Source organism: Candidatus Magnetaquicoccus inordinatus, from assembly GCF_004217665.1.
Classification (GTDB): domain Bacteria; phylum Pseudomonadota; class Magnetococcia; order Magnetococcales; family Magnetaquicoccaceae; genus Magnetaquicoccus; species Magnetaquicoccus inordinatus.
The window spans coordinates 37,555-55,460 of the sequence record NZ_RXIU01000004.1; the positions used below are offsets into that span (position 1 = coordinate 37,555).

At 50.3% G+C, this 17,906-nt stretch carries 14 protein-coding genes; 4 read left to right on the plus strand and 10 right to left on the minus strand.

Annotated features, from left to right (window positions below; translation table 11 throughout):
• Window positions 1-16: 16 nt before the first annotated feature.
• The gene (locus EJP87_RS00775; protein WP_130469955.1) at window positions 17-598 is read left to right on the plus strand and encodes an invasion associated locus B family protein; all 582 of its coding nucleotides are present in this window, start codon (window positions 17-19) and stop codon (window positions 596-598) included.
• A 238-nt stretch (window positions 599-836) separates the two neighbouring features.
• Here the strand turns inward: EJP87_RS00775 and EJP87_RS00780 are convergent, their stop codons facing one another.
• The 5 genes from EJP87_RS00780 to ubiU all read right to left on the minus strand — a co-directional run bounded on the left by EJP87_RS00780 (window position 837) and on the right by ubiU (window position 6,194).
• Window positions 837-2,366, minus strand: a complete 1,530-nt coding sequence (locus tag EJP87_RS00780) for a YifB family Mg chelatase-like AAA ATPase (RefSeq protein ID WP_130469956.1) — start codon at window positions 2,364-2,366, stop codon at window positions 837-839.
• Between the two features lie 78 nt (window positions 2,367-2,444).
• Entirely contained in the window at window positions 2,445-3,878 is a 1,434-nt protein-coding gene (locus EJP87_RS00785; RefSeq protein WP_130469957.1) for an aldehyde dehydrogenase family protein, read from the minus strand.
• 7 nt (window positions 3,879-3,885) lie between these two features.
• Window positions 3,886-4,155: an accessory factor UbiK family protein gene (locus EJP87_RS00790; protein WP_130469958.1), complete on the minus strand. Its 270-nt coding sequence runs from the start codon at window positions 4,153-4,155 to the stop codon at window positions 3,886-3,888.
• Between the two features lie 36 nt (window positions 4,156-4,191).
• The gene (locus tag EJP87_RS00795) at window positions 4,192-5,097 is read right to left on the minus strand and encodes a U32 family peptidase (RefSeq protein WP_193771023.1); all 906 of its coding nucleotides are present in this window, start codon (window positions 5,095-5,097) and stop codon (window positions 4,192-4,194) included.
• A 101-nt stretch (window positions 5,098-5,198) separates the two neighbouring features.
• Window positions 5,199-6,194, minus strand: a complete 996-nt coding sequence (ubiU, locus tag EJP87_RS00800) for a ubiquinone anaerobic biosynthesis protein UbiU (RefSeq protein ID WP_193771027.1) — start codon at window positions 6,192-6,194, stop codon at window positions 5,199-5,201.
• A gap of 299 nt (window positions 6,195-6,493) precedes the next feature.
• On the opposite strand from ubiU, the gene EJP87_RS00805 reads away from it, so the two are divergent.
• Both EJP87_RS00805 and EJP87_RS00810 read left to right on the plus strand, forming a co-directional pair.
• Window positions 6,494-7,597 carry an ankyrin repeat domain-containing protein gene (locus EJP87_RS00805; RefSeq protein ID WP_193771024.1) on the plus strand — a complete coding sequence of 368 codons (1,104 nt, stop codon included), beginning with the start codon at window positions 6,494-6,496 and terminating at the stop codon, window positions 7,595-7,597.
• A 272-nt stretch (window positions 7,598-7,869) separates the two neighbouring features.
• Entirely contained in the window at window positions 7,870-10,467 is a 2,598-nt protein-coding gene (locus tag EJP87_RS00810) for an NB-ARC domain-containing protein (RefSeq protein WP_130469962.1), read from the plus strand.
• Window positions 10,468-10,479: 12 nt separating this feature from the next.
• Here EJP87_RS00810 and EJP87_RS00815 read toward each other — a convergent pair whose 3' ends face one another.
• The 5 genes from EJP87_RS00815 to EJP87_RS00835 form a co-directional block, all read right to left on the minus strand.
• Window positions 10,480-11,106, minus strand: a complete 627-nt coding sequence (locus tag EJP87_RS00815) for a UbiX family flavin prenyltransferase (RefSeq protein ID WP_130469963.1) — start codon at window positions 11,104-11,106, stop codon at window positions 10,480-10,482.
• Window positions 11,107-11,119: 13 nt separating this feature from the next.
• Window positions 11,120-12,229, minus strand: coding sequence for a redox-regulated ATPase YchF (gene ychF, locus EJP87_RS00820; RefSeq protein ID WP_130469964.1), 1,110 nt, complete (start codon window positions 12,227-12,229; stop codon window positions 11,120-11,122).
• 40 nt (window positions 12,230-12,269) lie between these two features.
• Window positions 12,270-12,887: an aminoacyl-tRNA hydrolase gene (gene pth / locus EJP87_RS00825; protein ID WP_130469965.1), complete on the minus strand. Its 618-nt coding sequence runs from the start codon at window positions 12,885-12,887 to the stop codon at window positions 12,270-12,272.
• A gap of 57 nt (window positions 12,888-12,944) precedes the next feature.
• Entirely contained in the window at window positions 12,945-13,538 is a 594-nt protein-coding gene (locus EJP87_RS00830) for a 50S ribosomal protein L25/general stress protein Ctc (protein ID WP_130469966.1), read from the minus strand.
• Window positions 13,539-13,644: 106 nt separating this feature from the next.
• Window positions 13,645-14,589, minus strand: a complete 945-nt coding sequence (locus EJP87_RS00835) for a ribose-phosphate pyrophosphokinase (RefSeq protein ID WP_130469967.1) — start codon at window positions 14,587-14,589, stop codon at window positions 13,645-13,647.
• Window positions 14,590-14,951: 362 nt separating this feature from the next.
• Between EJP87_RS00835 and EJP87_RS00840 the strand changes: the two genes are divergently transcribed.
• Entirely contained in the window at window positions 14,952-17,783 is a 2,832-nt protein-coding gene (locus EJP87_RS00840) for a 7TM diverse intracellular signaling domain-containing protein (protein ID WP_227657388.1), read from the plus strand.
• The last annotated feature ends 123 nt before the right edge of the window (window positions 17,784-17,906 follow it).

The following is a 17,906-nucleotide window of genomic DNA, read 5'->3' on the forward strand; positions in this document are numbered from 1 at the left end:
AAGAGGATCCATTTCCGTGACCGTTATTGGAAATCGGCTATTGCAAGCCGTTATTATGGTGTGTTCGCTGACTGTGAGTGGGTTGCTGTGGGCTGCAGATGAAGCGGGACAAACTCAGGGGCAAGCTGGCAAACCACGAACCTCCACCAATCCATTGCATCGCAAAGTTTTTGACAAATGGATTACTGAATGTGAAATGTCTCCAGATGGTAAATCAGAAAAATGTTTTGCCTCGCAAACACAGATTTCTAAAGAGCATCAGCAGTTGATTCTCAAGTTTTCTGTTGGTAGCTTCGGCAATAAAGAGGAATGGGCCGCAGTCGCCATTTTGCCATTGGGAATCTCCATTCCAGCCGGTGTTGCCTTCAAGGTTGATGATGCGGAGCCCATTTTTATGCAGTTGCAACAATGTACTGGCAATGGCTGCCTCGCCTCAGTTGCACTGGAAAAAAATGTCATGACGGCAATCAAAAAGGGGAAGATCTTGAGTGTTGGCGTCTTGCCATTTGGCTTCCCAAAAACAATGGCCATCCCTGTGGATCTGCAAGGATTTAGCAGTGCTGTCGCTGCCCTGCCCAAAGCCAAAGAGGGCAAATAGAAAATGCGCAAAAAGCAAGCCTGTTGTTGAATCGCTTTGCTCAGGTAGTGATTCACAACAGGCTTGTCAGCAAAACAACACTGCAAGCAACTGATTCCCAGTCCCAGGAAAACACCGAACAAAAAAATAACACCACAACAGCGCAGCATATCCCGCGGCAGGGGTGCCAACTGTACGGCCTGCGCAGTGGCAGCAGATTGCATGATTGATTCTGAGCAGAGCTCTCTTGCACGCTGTCTCACCCCTGACTGAACAATCCGCCTACCCGATATTGAATTGCTTCCGCCAAATGGGTGGTATGGATCTGCTCCACTGCTGCCAAATCAGCAATGGTACGCGCCACCTTCAAAATCCGGTTATAACTGCGTGCAGAAAAACCAAGTTTTTGTCCTGCGTTCAATAGCAGCACCTGCTCCTCTTTTCCCAGTCCGGCATGACGCTCCAAAGAGAATCCATCGAGACGGGCGTTACTGATACCGGAGCCGTTGCGGAGATATTGACGCATGCGCGCCTCGATAACCCGCTCAGCCACCTCTTCTGAAGACTCTCCTCTGGGAATCGCAACCAATACCTCCTGTGGTACAGCCGGAACCTCCACGTGTAAATCGATGCGATCCAACAACGGACCAGAAAGACGAGAACGATATTGTTCAATCCGCAAAGCGGCACAACGACAGGATCGATGCGGAGAGCCGAGATAACCACAAGGACAGGGATTGCAGGCAGCAACCAACTGGAAAGAGGCAGGAAAACGGGTAGACAGCGCCGCACGTGAAATATGCACATCCCCCGACTCCAGCGGTTCACGCAACACCTCCAAGGAGGTACGGCCAAACTCTGGAATCTCATCCAAAAACAACACCCCCCGATGCGCCAGACTCACTTCACCCGGACGGGGATTACCCCCGCCACCGATCAAAGCCACCTGCGAGGCGGTATGATGTGGTGAACGAAACGGTCGCACCCCAACAAAGGGGCGCATGGGATCTAAACGCCCCGCCACCGAATGAATGGTGGTAACCTCCAAGGCCTCATCCAGGGTCATCGGTGGCAAAATTCCCGGTAGACATTGGGCGAGCAGAGTCTTCCCTGAACCGGGTGGACCACTCATCAACAAATTGTGCCCCCCTGCTGCCACCACCTCCAAGGCCCGGCGCGCATACTCTTGCCCCTTTACCTCACGCAAATTACGCTGGGCAGGCTTCTCTTCGCGCATCCACTGTTGCCAATCGGTCACCGGTAAAGGCTGCAACGGCTCAACAGCCAACAAATGGCGCACCAATGCCAGCAAATTGGCCGGGGATACCACCCGGATACCCTCGACAAAAGCGGCCTCCAAGCCATTGCCTTCAGGAACAATAATCTCTTCAAAACCGGCATTGCGGGCATAGATGGCTGCTGGCAGCGAGCCCGCAATCGGTTTCAACCGACCATCCAAAGCCAACTCCCCCAAAAAAATACGCCGCGATAAGGAGGAGATCGGCAACTGCTCCATGGCTGCCAACAATCCCAAAGCCATCGGCAGATCATAGGCCGAACCCACCTTCGGCAAATGGGCAGGAGCCAGATTAATGGTGATATGCAGAGTAGGTAATTTATATCCAGAATTTTTTAATGCGGCGCGAATGCGATCCTTGGCCTCCCGTACCGCTTCATCCGCCAACCCCACCACACTCAACGAGGGCAAACCCCGACTTAAATCGACCTCCACTTCAACCGGAACCGCCTTCACTCCCTCCATGGCGATCGTATTGACACAGGCCAACATAGGGCATTTCCCTTCGCAATGAGCAAAAAAGAGCCAGGAAAGAGAAAAGTCTCCCTCCTGGCTTTGGAAAAAACACCACTAACGGTTGCGATAGACCAATATCCGATCTTCCAACATATCATTCATCGCATATTTTACCCCTTCGCGCCCCAAACCCGAATCTTTGACCCCCCCATAGGGCATACAATCGACGCGAAAAGAGGGAACATCATTGTGAATCACACCACCAACCTCCAGGGTGTTGAAACCATGCAGCACGGTATCAAAATCATTGGTAAAAAGGCCACATTGCAAACCAAAACGGGATTCGTTCACCCGCTGAAAAGCCTCTTCCATACTCTCCACAGCCGACAAAGTGACCACAGGACCAAAAGCCTCATCAGCGGCAATGCGACAGGAGGAGTTGACCTCTTCGAGAATGGTCGCCGTCATGCTGTTGCCCTGGCCAATGGGAGCGACGCTGTGCCCGGTTACCAATTCAGCTCCTTGATCCAACGCCTCCTGCACCCACTCTTGAAGCCGTTTTCGATTGTTGCTGTCGATAATCGGACCTAACGTGGTCTGCGGATCCAACGGATCTCCTGGTTGCAAGGCTTCGGCAGCCTTTTTGAAGCGCGCCCGAAACTCACCCATAATCTCCTGATGCAGGAAGATACGCTGGACCGAAATGCAGACTTGACCACATTGGTAAAAAGCCCCCAACACAGCCCGATTGATCAACCAATCCCAATCCCGCACATCCTTGTCCACAATCAACCCGGCATTGCCACCCAACTCCAATACCACCTTCTTTTTGCCTGCATCCCGTTTCATCTGCCAGCCCACCTCTGGTGAACCGGTAAAAGAGAGCAGTTTGATCCGCTCATCGCTGACCAACATCTGTCCCGCCGTGCGATCACAGGGCAATACCGAAAAACCGCCTGCTGGCCAACCGGACTGCTGCACCACCTCTGCCAGCATGAGAGCGGTCAAAGGGGTTTTGGAAGCTGGCTTCAACACTACGGAGCAACCACAAGCCAATGCAGGCGCAATCTTGTGAATCGCCAGGTTCATCGGAAAATTAAACGGAGCAATAGCCGATACCACTCCTATGGGAAAGCGCCGCACCAACGCCTGTCGGCCACCTGCCATGGCATTGATTCCCAAATCATAAGCCTCCCCATAAATACGGGTTGCTTCACCAACCGCAATATCAAAGGTGGCAATAGAACGAGCAATTTCCAAACGCGATTCGGCCAAGGTTTTGCCATTTTCCAGAGAGAGCGTGCGTTCAAAAGCCTCGCGCTGGTTGGCAATACCATCCCGAATCCGCGCCAAAATCTCTGCACGTTGATAGGGGGCCAAACGCGCAGTTTCTCCTTGTGCAACAACCGCCTTGTGCAATGCTTGATCGATCTCGGCAGTGGAACAGAGTGCAACCGTATCCACCACCTGCCCATCAAAAGGATTGACCACATCCATTGTGCGTCCGGTCGCAACCCACTCTCCGGCCACATATGCGCGCTTCATCATCCTGCTCCTATTCGCTGGAATCGCTCTTGCCGGAAGCCACTTGCGCTTCCAATTCGGCAACCCGTTTTTCCATCTGCTCCAGTTTAATGCGCGTATTGCTCAACAACTCCATCGCCGCATCAAACTCATCGCGCATTACCAAATCAAAGCGTTCCACCGCATCGCGCACAATATCATTCACTTTGCGGGTCATCTCTTCCCGTGTGGCACCCACTTTATTGAAGGCGCCCAAAATATTCTGGGTAATCTGATCGAGCAGCATATTGTCAATTTGCACAGTGTTTCTCCTGCATTGGGTAAGGAGTGGAACAGCTTATGCCGCCGAATCGATCCATTGCAATCCGGGGCGACCATGGAAATATCCATTACAAAAAGCCTCATGGGCATTGAGTTCACGCAATCGCTGCAATGCCTCTTGCCCATCCATGCGTCCATCGAGAGCCTGTTTCCACAGAGCCACAATCTCCGGCATGGCCTGACTCTGTGGGGACAAACGCAGCACATCCACCGCCATGTTGCGCAGTATGGGCAGATCCGCGAGTAGATTATACAGACGTGCCGACATGGTTTGCACACCATTGACCGTCAGGAAAGAGTCATCCTCCTGGGTCCGCACCTCCATGCCATCGGGAAAATCACCACATTTATACTGGCAGTTGCTCTTGGGCAAATGGAAGGCACGCGCCGTATAACAGCGCGCCGAAAAGGTCAAAGGCAAACGCCCATAAGCAAAAACCTCCATCTCTGGAGCGGCTGTACCAGTCATGATGCAGCGCATCGCCGAGTGTGCCAGTTCAACCGGCAACACAACCCGTTTGACCCCCACACGCGCCAAAAAAGCTACTGTTTCTGCATTATAGGTGTTGATATGCGGACCGGCCACCATGGGCTGCCCTTCGGCAATCCCCATACCTCCCATATCATTGACCTCCAACCACACCCCCAAACGACGGGCCTCGGCAGCAATCTGCCGCAAGGCAGACTGCTCACCCTCATTCATTACCAGTCCCAAAGTGGAAAAGATAATCTGCTTGCCGGAAGGCAGCAGCTCCTCGGCGAGCTGCGCCAACTCTTCGGCATGCAAATGGCTGCGCTTGGAACAGACCACCTCACCGATATACAAAATATCCGCTTCGGTCTCAAAAGCCATGCGCTGATAAAATTGCCGGACCGCCCTTTTGCCCCATTCAAACAGACAAGGGCCAATCGCGATTTTCATCTCTGCCCACTCTCCCTCATTACATATGCACATTTTCTCCAGCACTCTCCGCCATTCTGCGACGACAGAGAGTGCCACAACCTGCCCATTGCCTGCTGATATTATTGCCAGTTTTCCTGATAGGTACCCAAAGTATGGGTCGTCCCTTCCGAAGTGGCATTCAAGGTGCGCAGCCATTTTGTCTTTGGCCGAAAGGATCGAGGATCGGCATAATAGGCATCGACCGCCTCACGCAACACCTGTGTCACGGTGGCCACGTAGGATTTGGTGCGCTGTCTACCCTCTATTTTCAAAGAAGAGACCCCTGCTTCGATCACTTCATCCAACATTTCCAAAACATTCAGTGATCCGGGCTCCTCCATGACATGATATACCTGTTCATTGGCGCGAAAGCGTCCTTTACAGATGGTCGGATAGGCTGCCTCCTCCCCCTGTGCATATTCGGCAATCAACACCCCTCCCAGCCGGGTTTGCAAACGGTCGCCATGATTTTCAAAACGCACCTCCCTGGCGGGAGAGCAGACCCCTTCGATATTGGGCGACACACCGGTGGTATAAGAGGAGAGAAAACAGCGACCTTCGGCCATCACACACAAGCCGCCAAAGGCAAACACCTCCAATTCCACGGTCGTTTGAGCGCGCAGTTGGCGAATCTCCTGCACGGTCAACACCCGTGGCAGAATCACTCTGACACAATGAAAATGGCGTTGGTAAAAATTGATCGCTTCGGCATTGCTGGCGGAAGCCTGCACCGAAAGATGAATCGGCAATTGGGGATAACGCTGGTGACAATAATCCAGCAATGCGATATTGGCCAGAATAATGGCATCTGCTTTGAGTCGCGCTGCCATATCCACAGTTTGATACCAGATGCTGGGATCTTGCCCTTGCGGATAGGTATTCAACACCACATTGGCCCGCACCCCTTTGCTGTGGGCATAGGCAATCCCGGCAGCCGCTTCACTTTCGCTAAAATTCAACCCCTCAAAGTTGCGCGCATTGGTTGCGTTGCGAAAACCAAAATAGACCGCATCGGCACCATGATCCACCGCCGCTTTCAGGGAGGGGAGATTGCCTGCCGGAGCCAACACTTCCACTTTTTTCATTTTGTCCATCCTGGGGCTGCAAGTTTTACTCTTTGGGAACGCTGACAGAGCAGTTTAGCCCAGCCTTTTCGACAAGGCAAAGGTGTTGTCATCCCTTGGACCATGCAACAAGTGGCAAGTTCATGGCAGAGAAGCGTCAGAATCGGTTATCTCTTGCTACAAACAAACGGCAAATTCAGCAAAAAACAGTTTATTATCATTCAATTAAACAATGGCTACCATTTTGCATTAGGCGCTTTAATCATCCTGGCAAAGTGCGTATCAGGTCATTGTACAACGGAGCTTTTTGCATGCCGATTCATCAGAAACGATCCTTTTTCAAACAAGAGCGTACTCTGCTGATGTTGTCCGCTCTGGCCCTACCCTTACTGGTCATGGTGGACCAGGAGCTGCACTCTGCCGTAGAGAACGAAAGCAATCGGCCAGTACAAACGCCGCAACGCTCCACCCGCACCGCTTTGCATAAGAGTATTGAGGAGGGACGGATTGCCGAGGCCCTGCGCTTGATCAAGTCAGGGGCGGCAGTCAATGTACAAGACAGTTTTGGCTTGACCCCCATCCATTTTGCTGTGATCAAAGATGATCTCTTATTGATCAAAGAGTTGTTGGCCCATAAAGCCGATACCAATGCCCGGGATCGGCGTGGTGATACCCCTTTGCATATGGTTGCTGCCAACAATGGTTCCCTGAGTCTGGCACAGATGCTCTTACAGGCGGGAGCCAATCCCAACAGTGCCAACAGTGATGGCAGTACACCGCTGCATTGGGCCTCTGGTGAGGGCAATCTCTCTCTGGTCAAGCTGTTGCTGGAAAAGGGGGCTAAGATCAATGCTCGTGATTTGAAAGGGGATACCGTCTTGCATTGGGCAGTGGAAGAGGGACGGTTTCCGGTTGCCGAATATCTGTTGACCTCTGGTGCCGATGCCAACGCCAAAAACCATTACCATCGCACCCCACTGCACTGGGCGGCGCGCAAGGGTCATGGCAGCTTGGCCGAGTTTCTCTTGGCCAAAGGCGCAGTAGCCGATGCACGAGCCACCGCAGGCGATACGCCATTGCACTGGGCTGCTGCCGAGGGCCATCTCGCCTTGGTTACCCTGCTGGCCAAACAGAGCCCCAACCTGGACATCAAAGCGCAATTTGGGGAAACGCCACTGCACTGGGCCGTTTTGCGTGGCCATGATACGGTAGTGGCCTATCTGGTAGAACAGGGAGCGGATGTCAACATTGCCGATGAGATGGGCAATACACCACGCACCTTGGCCCGCGACAAGGGCAACGAGGGGATTGTCAAACTGCTCAATCTGCGCGAGACCCTGCACTCAGCGAAAGCGCTGCACAAACCCGGCATGCCGATACGGGTTGCCTTGGCCAACGAGAGCGATCCGCACTGAAAAATATACTGATTTTCAGCAAGAATCCAATCAAAACTTCATATTACAATGGTTACGTTTATGCAATAATGCGTATTCAAATTATTACGCGCAACTCGTTGCTGATTATTAATTTCATATTTTTTATTTTATTAATAATTAATTATGTTAGAATTATTTCAGTTGCACAACAACAAAAAAAACGATATTCTTTGTTTGTGTGCGATGAATTTATAACTTGAAAAACACTCAAACTCGCCAAAACTACCACAAACAAATAATGGTACTACTCAATGAATTTTATCCCACTGAACAGGATGTTTGATCGCATAAACAGATCGAGAGAGAGCTCAGATGGTGAGTTCTTCCAGAGTTTGATATTAAGCGGAGAGTTTATTACTAAACTAATTATTGCGGGGTTGATTGCGTCAATAAACGAGGATCCGGACCGTCACAGGTATCGCATCACATATAACTTAGTAAGAGGAAACTCCATTGGTGAATGGGTTAATACTTTTGAAGAAGCCATAACAGGACCGGCTGCACAGTTTATAGACAGTAACGCACAATCGGACTTATTTGAATTAACAAAGAAAGTTAATTCATCTAACTGGCAATACAGTGCTGTAGAAAATATTTGGCTTGCATCAAATACTTTAATCAACAACCTTGAACAAAAACGCCCAAAATATTCGTTACGCGATTGGATCTCTTTTTTTGTTCGCTTTCGAAACAAAACCAGAGGTCATGGAGCACAATTAGAATCGGATTGCAGCGAAGCAGCAAATCATTTATTCAGATCGTTAACCTTCGTTGCGGAAAATTTTGCCATATTCAAGCGCAGCTGGTCTTATTTGCATCAAAATTTATCTGGAAAATACAGAATAAGCTACTTAGGTGACACAAAAAACGATAAGTTCGAAGAACTAAAGAAAAAAACCAACGAGAAATACAATAATGGAATATATATAGCATTCTCAGAACCAAAACAAGTCGACATGCTGTTATCTAATGCTGACTTAACAGATTTTTTTTGTGCAAACGGAGGTTTTTCAGACAATGGGTATGAATTATTGTCATACATCACTGGAAAAGCAGATATTGGTGACTCAAGCAAATACTTAACACCAATCACTCCTTTGCCATCGGCAGAAACTGAAGGCCTAGGAATTCTTGACATTCAAAATAATGTATTTGGAAATTTGCCATCACTTTCTAAGGGTTATGTTAATCGGGCACAATTAGAATCTAAACTGTATGATGTTTTAACGGATGATCATCACCCGATTATTACATTACATGGAACAGGTGGAATTGGAAAAACCCAGCTAGCACTGACAGTTCTTCATAGCATTTCTAAATCTGAAAGATTTTCAGTAATTATATGGTTTAGTGCTCGAGATATTGACTTACTACCTATAGGACCGAAACCTGTAAAAGCGCATATTATTGATACACAAAGCATATCAAAAGAATATATAAGATTAATCGGACATCACAAAACAGACATCAAGGAGAGTGACTTTCTTAGCTCTCAGATGACAAACTCAAACATTGGTCCGACATTATTCGTCTTCGACAATTTTGAGACTGTAAAACAACCTAATGAAGTATTCCAATGGATAGACGCCTGCATTCGACATCCCAACAAAATTCTTATCACAACCAGAAACAGAGAGTTTAATGGAGATTTTCAAGTTAAGGTATCGGGAATGGAAGAAGATGAGAGTTATACATTAATCGATACCACATCAACATCTTTAAATATACACCATTTAATTAATTCAGAATACAGAGAACTACTTTATAAAGAATCTGAAGGACATCCATACGTAATTAAAATACTTCTTGGTGAAGCTGCCAAAAGTAGAACACTCGCAAAACCTGGGAGAATTATTGCAGATAAAGATAAAGTTCTCACAGCTCTTTTTGAAAGAAGCTATAATCAACTTTCATCAGGTGCAAAAAGAGTTTTTCTAACTTTATGTCGTTGGAAGTCTGTAATTCCTTTAGTTGCACTAAAAGCAGTTCTATTGAGGTCAAATAATGAAAGATTTGATGTAGATTCTGCTGTTGATGAATTAGATAAAATGTCATTTGTAGAAATAAACAGCTCTGAGACAGACAATCAAATATTCATAGAAACACCACTTTCAGCATCACTATTTGGAAATAAGAAATTAACGTCTGATTATTATTGTAATATTGTTGAAGCGGACTTTAAGCTTTTACTTAATTTTGGATCAATACAAAAGCATGATATAAAGAGAGGTTTGGCACCTAGTATTCTAAGACTGTTGAAATTTTTGTCATCAAAAATGGAAAAAGACAACTCCCTTTATGAAGAATACAAGGAAGTGTTAGAATTTATTGCGTACAACTACCCTGAAACTTGGTTGTGGATAGCAGATCTACATGACGAATCCACTTCACCAGAAAAAACTGAAAAAACATGTAAGGCGTTAAAGTCATTTGTTGAAAATTCTGACGACACATCAAAAAAACAAAAAGCTTGGTGCAGATTAGCATTAATTTATGGAAAAAGCAATGATCGCTTGCATGAAATCCACGCATGGTCTGAATCTGCCAACACTTCATTGATGCATATAAGCGAAGCTGCTAACAATATCAATAAAATCCTACATGACAATTCTGAAATAGAAGAAGATGTTAAGGAAGTTATTGTATTAAAGGTAATAGATGCACATAACCAGTACCTCTCCGATGCAAATGGAACGCATCTTTCACGTTTAGCATGGCTATATCTAAACATAGGAAACACAGAAAAAGCAATATATTACACAAGGGAAGGGCTCAAACGTGATTCTAATAATGAACATTTAATAAAGCTATCAAACAGATTGATAATAGAGTCAGAAGAAGCGCCATAGAACAACATTGATTTATACAGTCGGCGGCCAGCCCAGTGCCCCTGAGGATGCCAACCCCAAATGGCTCAATATCCGCTCCACCACAAAATCCAGCAACGCCTCTACCGTCGTTGGACGATGATAAAAGCCGGGGGCAGCCGGCAGGATGGTGACCCCCATCTGTGCCAAAGTGAGCATGTTTTGCAAATGAATCACTGAAAAAGGGCTCTCGCGCGGCACCAGAATCAAGGGACGCCGCTCCTTGATCATCACATCCGCCGCCCGCTCCAAGAGATTATCCGACATCCCATGGGCAATAGCCGCCAAACTTCCCATCGAACAGGGACAGATCACCATCGCTCGCCCTGCCCCGCTCCCCGACGCTATCGGCGCATACCAATCATCCGTCGCATAATAGCGCACTCCTGACCACTCCTCTACACCCTCGGCCTGCAGCACTCGGCCCAACTCCTCGCGCAGCGCCAAGGGATCTCCCTCTGGCAAATGCAGATCGCACTCCTGGCGCAACACCACACGCGCTGCCGCCGAAATCAACAGATCGACCTCCTGCTGCTGCAACAACAAGGCCCGCAACAAACGCAAACCATATCTGGCTCCTGAGGCACCAGTCAGAGCCAAGGTAATATGTTGCGTGCCCATTGCCACTCACCTCTCAGACATTAAAGCGAAAGTGCATGCAATCCCCATCGCTGACCACATATTCCCGCCCTTCCAGACGAAATTTTCCCTTCTCCTTGGCCCCCTGCTCCCCTTTGCAGGCAATCATGTCGGTAAAGGCGATCACCTCGGCACGAATAAAACCACGTTGAAAATCAGAATGAATCGCCCCGGCCGCATCATAGGCGGTCGCCCCATGTTTGACAGTCCAGGCCCGCACCTCTTTGGGCCCCACCGTAAAAAAGGTCATCAAACCCAACAAATCATAAGCCTGATGCACCAGACGATCCAAACCGGACTCCTCCAACCCCAAATCTTCCAAAAAGAGTTGCCGCTCGGACACATCCAACTCACCCATTTCCGCCTCAATACGGCCACAAATGGCTACCACTCCCGCACCCTGCTGCACAGCCAAGCGACGCACGGCATCCACCATTGCATGCCCCCCCTCCTGTTGCGCCTGCAGCAACTCGCTCTCCGCCACATTGCACACATACATGACCGGTTTGCTGGTCAATAAAAAGAGATCTTTCAGCCCACCCTGCTCCTCTGCCGTCAATCCCTGCAAACGAATCGGTCTCCCCTCATTCAGCCCCTGCGCCACCTTTTGATACAACTGTTCCAGCAGTTTGGCCTCTTTTTCGCCCACTTTGGCCTTTTTGCTGATGTTCGCCAGACGCTTCTCTACCGCCGCCAAATCGGCCAACATCAACTCTGTCTCAATCACCTGGATGTCGGTTACCGGATCCACCCGCCCCTGCACATGGGTAATATCATCATCGACAAAACAGCGCACCACATGGGCCACCGCATCCACCTGACGGATATGACCCAAAAACTGGTTGCCCAACCCCTCCCCTTGACTTGCCCCCTTGACCAAACCGGCAATGTCCACAAACTCCATCACCGTGGGCACCACCCGCTGTGGCTTGGCCAACGCCACTAAAGCATCCAATCGCGGATCCCGAACTGCCACTACCCCCACATTGGGCTCAATCGTACAAAAAGGATAGTTGGCCATCTCGGCCCCGGCTGCCGTCAAGGCATTAAAAATGGTAGACTTGCCCACATTAGGCAAACCAACAATTCCACATTGCAAGGACATGGCTCTCTCTTGATCAAACGGCTGAAAGTCATTGAGAAATTCAGGAGATAGCACTCGCTCCGACTGCAGAGGAGGGCCCAGGAGAATTGTACACGCTATTCATCGCTCCTGGCAAATCTCCCTTTAGAATGAATAACAACGCCGCAGGCAACCGATCCAAAACCGGATGCAAAGAGTTGCGTTCGGCACTGTTGAAAGGAGATAACACATAATGGGCAGGCTCCACCCCGGCGGGCGGTCGGCCTATCCCTAAACGGACCCGCACAAAATCCGCCGATCCCAATACCTGCTGAATCGAGCGCAAACCGTTGTGGCCACCATGCCCACCACCACGCTTGATGCGGATTCGCCCCGCTTCCAGATCCAGATCATCATGAAAAACAATAACCTGCTCTGGCGATAACTTGAAAAAACGGGCCGCCGCCCCCACAGCATTGCCCGCCAGATTCATATAGGTCTCCGGCAACAACCAACCTACCCGCAAACCATGCGCACGCCCCTCGCCAAAACGTCCCTCAAAACGTCGGCCTGCCGCCGCCAAAGAGAGCTCTGTCGCCAGCTTCTCTACTGCCATCCAACCCAAATTATGCCGCGTCTCCCGGTATTTTTCCCCAGGATTTCCCAGTCCTACCAACAGGACTCTGTTTTCGTCACTCATGGACAACCCTCCTCCCAAGCCAGGAAGAGGGTTGCTCCCTGAGCCACTCTATGCGGATTAACCAGCAGCACCCTCATCAACCACTTCTGCACGTACTGCCACCACAGTCACAATGGTCATATCCTCTTCACCACGCGCCTCGACTCCGTCCGGCAGCTTGACATCCTGAATGTGAATCGAATGGCCGATATCCAGTTTGGCAACAGAAACCTCAATATAGTCAGGCACATTACCAGCCAAGCAGGCAATATCCAACTCGCGATGAATAATTTGCAAAATACCGCCCGCCTTCACACCAGGACACTTATCCTCACCAACCAGGTGGATCGGAATGGCAATCTCGATCTCATGGTTGGGATCAAAACGCACAAAATCCACATGTTCGGCAAGTCCGCTTAAGGGATGGACCTGATAGCCACGCATCATGACCATGTTGCGGTTGCTGCCGTCGATAACCAACTCTTGCGGATGGGTACGCAAACCGCTCTTCTCACGCGCCAACAAATCTTCCCACTCTTTGGCGTTCAGGGACAAATTGATATTTGCTTGCCCCGCACCATACAACACTGCCGGAAGAGCTCCTTCACGACGCAGCTTGCGGGCCACCCCCTTGCCGGTCCCGTAACGTGTTCTTGCATTGATCACTGCCATTGTTCTTCTCCTCTGCACGTCATCCTTATCTCTTCAGCATGAAGAGACACCCTGCACACCGGCCTCCAGGGGTGCCGGCTGTGCATTCTCTCAAACCAACCTACTCCTACACAAACAAAGAGCTTACCGACTCCTCGTCACTGATACGGCGAATCGCCTCACCCAGCAAACCGGAAACCGTATGATATTTAATCTTGCTGCTTCCTGCCGCCGCCTCTGGCTGCGCTATGGTATCGGTCACTAAAACCTGCTCCAGAATGGATGATTCGATACGCTCCACAGCCGGACCCGACAACACACCATGGGTACACACTGCCGACACCGAATGGGCTCCACGCTCCATCAGCGCCTCTGCCGCCTTGACCAAAGTGCCCGCCGTATCCACCATATCATCAACCAAAATACACTCTTTGCCTTCCACCTCTCCGATAATATGGTGCACGGCCGCCACATTGGCTGCCGGGCGCCGCTTGTCGATAATTGCCAAATCCACATCCAGGCGCTTGGCATAGGAACGGGCACGCACCACACCACCCACATCAGGAGAGATCACCATCGCATTGTTGAATCCCTGGCGGCGTACCGCCCCCAACAATACAGGCGTCGCATAGATATTATCCACCGGCATATTGAAAAAGCCCTGGATCTGACCTGCATGCAAATCCAAAGTCAAGACGCGACTCACCCCGGCTGCATCCAACAGATCGGCAACCAATTTGGCGGTGATTGGCGTTCTTCCGGCCTCTTTCCGATCCTGTCGCGAATAGCCAAAATAGGGAATAACGGCAGTGATCCGCCCAGCCGAGGCACGCCGCAAGGCATCCACCATGATCAACAACTCCATCAGATGATCATTGGCTGGCGATGAGGTGGACTGGATGACAAATACATCCCTGCCGCGAACATTTTCATCAATCTGCACAAAAATTTCCCCATCCGAAAAACGACGGATGGTCACATGCGCCAACACAACTGACAGATACTCTGCTATCCGCCGTCCCAATTCAGGATTGGAGGTGCCGGCAAAAATTTTCATTTTTTCTATAGACATTGTGCTCAACCAGAGTGTGTTGACTCCTACTGACCCAACCAGATAAAGCAGTTGACCGGCATGCCAACTTGCCGTCCCATAAACGCCAGCAACAAAATCCCGGCACGATACACCACATCCTCACCATTGGCAATGGCCTAGAGAGAAATTGATTTTTTTCAATAGAGCTGCAGCACAAAATATGACACAATCCTTTTTTTGCTTCCTCGAAAGATTCTCCAGCCCATCAACCCGCTTTTCATTGCTAAATAATGCAATATCGACAGGTGTTTGCCCTTTATCTCCTCTTGTCGGCACTCGTTGCTGAGGTGCGCAAGCGGCTCCGCTCTCCCGCCTGCCCTTTGCCGATGGGAGCTGTTTTTTTGTCGCTTCTGCTGTTGCTGCTACCCGCAACCAGTCAAGCAGAGAGCTCTCCCCCCCCTTTGATGCTCTCACCACAACTCAAAGGCATCTCTGCCACCAGCCACATCCTTATCCTGGAAGATCCCCATCGCGCTCTTACCCTGGATGAGATTCGTCTGCCCGAATATCAAAAAAAATTTCAGCCTATTGGCTCTATCAGCAGCCGTGGCATTTCTGCCTCTGCCTGGTGGGTCAGCCTGCAACTGCATAACCCAACCGACAAACCGATTCGCTGGTTGCTGCATGTTTATCATCCCACCATCGATTTTCTCGACATCAGCCACAGCGTTGACCAGCAAAACAGTACAACCTGGCACCTGGGCGATCACCGCCCCTTCAGCAATCGCCCTCTGGCCTATGAAACGCCTGTCATTCCGATAGAAACAGCCGCGCATGCCACCAGTCAACTCTATTTGCGTTATGCCTTTGAGCTTGGTGGCGCCATCGATACGGAACTGCTGATTTGGGACCACTCCTCTTTTGCCGAACATCGCGACCATTATGGTATCCTGGTCGGAGCCTATACAGGAACCCTGATCTTTATCACCCTCTACAACCTTTTTATTTTTCTCTCCACGCGCATGCGGGAGTATCTGTGGTATGTCATTTATCTTGCGGTCTATGTCATCGCCGTCCTGGCCATCTCCGGGATTGGTCATCGTTATCTCTATCCCGATTCCCTCTGGCTGACCGATCATTTTCCCACCATCATGCTCTGTTTGTCGGTGATTCTCGGCACACAATTTACCCGCGTTTTTCTCAACATACCGGTTGCTGACCCGCTCTTTAACCGACTCCTGCTCTGGTTCATGAGCGCAATGGCTCTGGCCACCGCCGCTACCATCACCCCCTGGCGTCTCATTGCTCTGCAGTTTGCTTTTCCTCTCAGCATGCTTACGTTTCTGTTGATTCTGACCAGCAGCATCCGCCTCTGGCGACAAGGTGTGCGCAAAGCCCGATGGACCACCGTTGCCTGGGGACTCCTTATTTTTGGTGTCGCCTTCAATTGGGGACGCTACTTGGGCTTTGTGCCAACCTCTCTGCTGACCCTGTGGGGCGGTCGCATTGCCAGTTGTCTGGAGGCTGCTCTGCTCTCCTTCGCCCTGGCTGACCATATCAACATCCTCCGCCAGGAAAAAGATCGGGCGGTGCAACGCGAACGAGAAACCATCCTGCGCACCAATCTCGACCTGGAACATAAAGTCCTGGAACGCACCCAGGATCTGCACCAAAACAATCAAGAGTTGGCCAAAGGACGCGAACTGCTCCGCGCCACCCTGGAAGCAACCCACGATGGCATCCTGGTGGTAGCCAGCGACGGAACCATCACCCATTGCAACCACCATTTTCTGCGCCTCTTTCACTTCCCGGCTGCCAGCCTTTTGCCTGGCAACTCCCAGCAATGGAACCAAGTCATCAGCAAACACTTGACCGATCCCTACTTGTTTGCCGACAAGCTCTCCCCCTCCTATCAACCTGTTGGTGATGATCGCAACATATTGCCCTGCAAAAATGGACAATTAATCGAATGTTACTCCGTTCCCCTGCTCAAAGAGGGATCCCGTATCGGTCGTGTCTGGAACTTTACCGATGTCACCCAACAAAAACAGTATGAGACCCAGCTTCTGCAAGCCCGACAGGAGGCAGAAGCGGCCAATCGCAGCAAAAGCATCTTTCTTGCCTCCATGAGCCATGAAATCCGTACCCCGCTCAATGGCATCCTGGGCATGGCCGAACTGCTTGCCGATCTGCCACTCCCCGAACAGGGCCGAGAATACAGCCTTACCATTTTAAGCTCCGGTCGCTCTCTGCTGCATATTCTCAACGATCTCTTGGATTATACAAAAATTGAGGCAGAAAAACTGCACCTGGAACATATCCCCCTTGATCTGCACCGCCTGCTGCATGATATTGCCGCACTTTTCCAGCAATTGGCGAAAAAAAACAGCCTGCAATTTCAACTGCACATCGATCCAGCATTGCCTGTCTGGATCCTCGGCGACCCAACCCGTTTGCGTCAGATCCTGGTCAATTTGCTGGCCAACGCCATTAAATTTACTCCGCAAGGAGAGGTAAGCCTCTCCTCCTCTCTTGTGCAGGGCAACTCTTTTACCCCACAGTTGCTCTTTACTGTCCGCGATACCGGCATCGGTATTGCCGCCGAACAATTTGACAGCATATTCCGCTCTTACGAACAGGCCAATGCCAGCACCACCAGACAATATGGCGGCACTGGACTAGGCTTGGCCATCACCCAACAACTGACGCACTTGATGGCAGGACACATCGAAGTGGCAAGCCAACTGCAGGCAGGATCTACTTTTCGGGTGATCATTCCCTGCCACTCCTGTGATCCGCCAGCAGATCTCTCTACCCCAACAGAGTCGGGACTATCCACCCTACCCATCCCCAGCAATAGCCATATCCTGGTGGTGGAAGATGACCCCATCAATAGGGCAGTGATGCGCGGCATGCTCAAACGCTGGCCCATACAGGTGACTTTTGCCCATGATGGCCGCCAGGCAATCGAATTACTGTCGCAAAACAGCTATAACCTTATCTTTATGGATTGCCAAATGCCAGAACTGGATGGCTATAGCACCTGCCGCACCCTGCGGGCCATGGAAGAGAGCCTGGGGCGTCATACCCCGGTTGTGGCCCTGACTGCCTTTGCCATGCGCGACGATCGCGAAAAATGTCTGGCTGCCGGTATGGATGACTATTTATCCAAACCTGTCTCCTGGCGGGAAATTCGCGCTGCCCTGCAACGCTGGCTATCTGCCGGGCCGTGACCGGCTTCCTGCACAGAGCAAGCGCATTGAAAATCAATAAATTATTATGGAGGTCCAGGAGGAGATTATCTCCTCCTGGTGGGTGCAGGGCAAAGCCCTGCTGAAAATGTGCGGCGTTTCACA

What these genes read in the sequence shown, in the direction of transcription:
- EJP87_RS00815 (WP_130469963.1), bottom strand. Translation starts at nt 11,106, where the DNA reads ATGGGCACGCAACATATTACCTTGGCTCTGACTGGTGCCTCAGGAGCC.
- EJP87_RS00830 (WP_130469966.1), bottom strand. Translation starts at nt 13,538, where the DNA reads ATGGCAGTGATCAATGCAAGAACACGTTACGGGACCGGCAAGGGGGTG.
- EJP87_RS00780 (WP_130469956.1), bottom strand. Translation starts at nt 2,366, where the DNA reads ATGTTGGCCTGTGTCAATACGATCGCCATGGAGGGAGTGAAGGCGGTT.
- EJP87_RS00835 (WP_130469967.1), bottom strand. Translation starts at nt 14,589, where the DNA reads ATGTCTATAGAAAAAATGAAAATTTTTGCCGGCACCTCCAATCCTGAA.
- pth (WP_130469965.1), bottom strand. Translation starts at nt 12,887, where the DNA reads ATGAGTGACGAAAACAGAGTCCTGTTGGTAGGACTGGGAAATCCTGGG.
- EJP87_RS00795 (WP_193771023.1), bottom strand. Translation starts at nt 5,097, where the DNA reads ATGAAAATCGCGATTGGCCCTTGTCTGTTTGAATGGGGCAAAAGGGCG.
- EJP87_RS00805 (WP_193771024.1), top strand. Translation starts at nt 6,494, where the DNA reads ATGCCGATTCATCAGAAACGATCCTTTTTCAAACAAGAGCGTACTCTG.
- ychF (WP_130469964.1), bottom strand. Translation starts at nt 12,229, where the DNA reads ATGTCCTTGCAATGTGGAATTGTTGGTTTGCCTAATGTGGGCAAGTCT.
- EJP87_RS00785 (WP_130469957.1), bottom strand. Translation starts at nt 3,878, where the DNA reads ATGATGAAGCGCGCATATGTGGCCGGAGAGTGGGTTGCGACCGGACGC.
- EJP87_RS00810 (WP_130469962.1), top strand. Translation starts at nt 7,870, where the DNA reads ATGAATTTTATCCCACTGAACAGGATGTTTGATCGCATAAACAGATCG.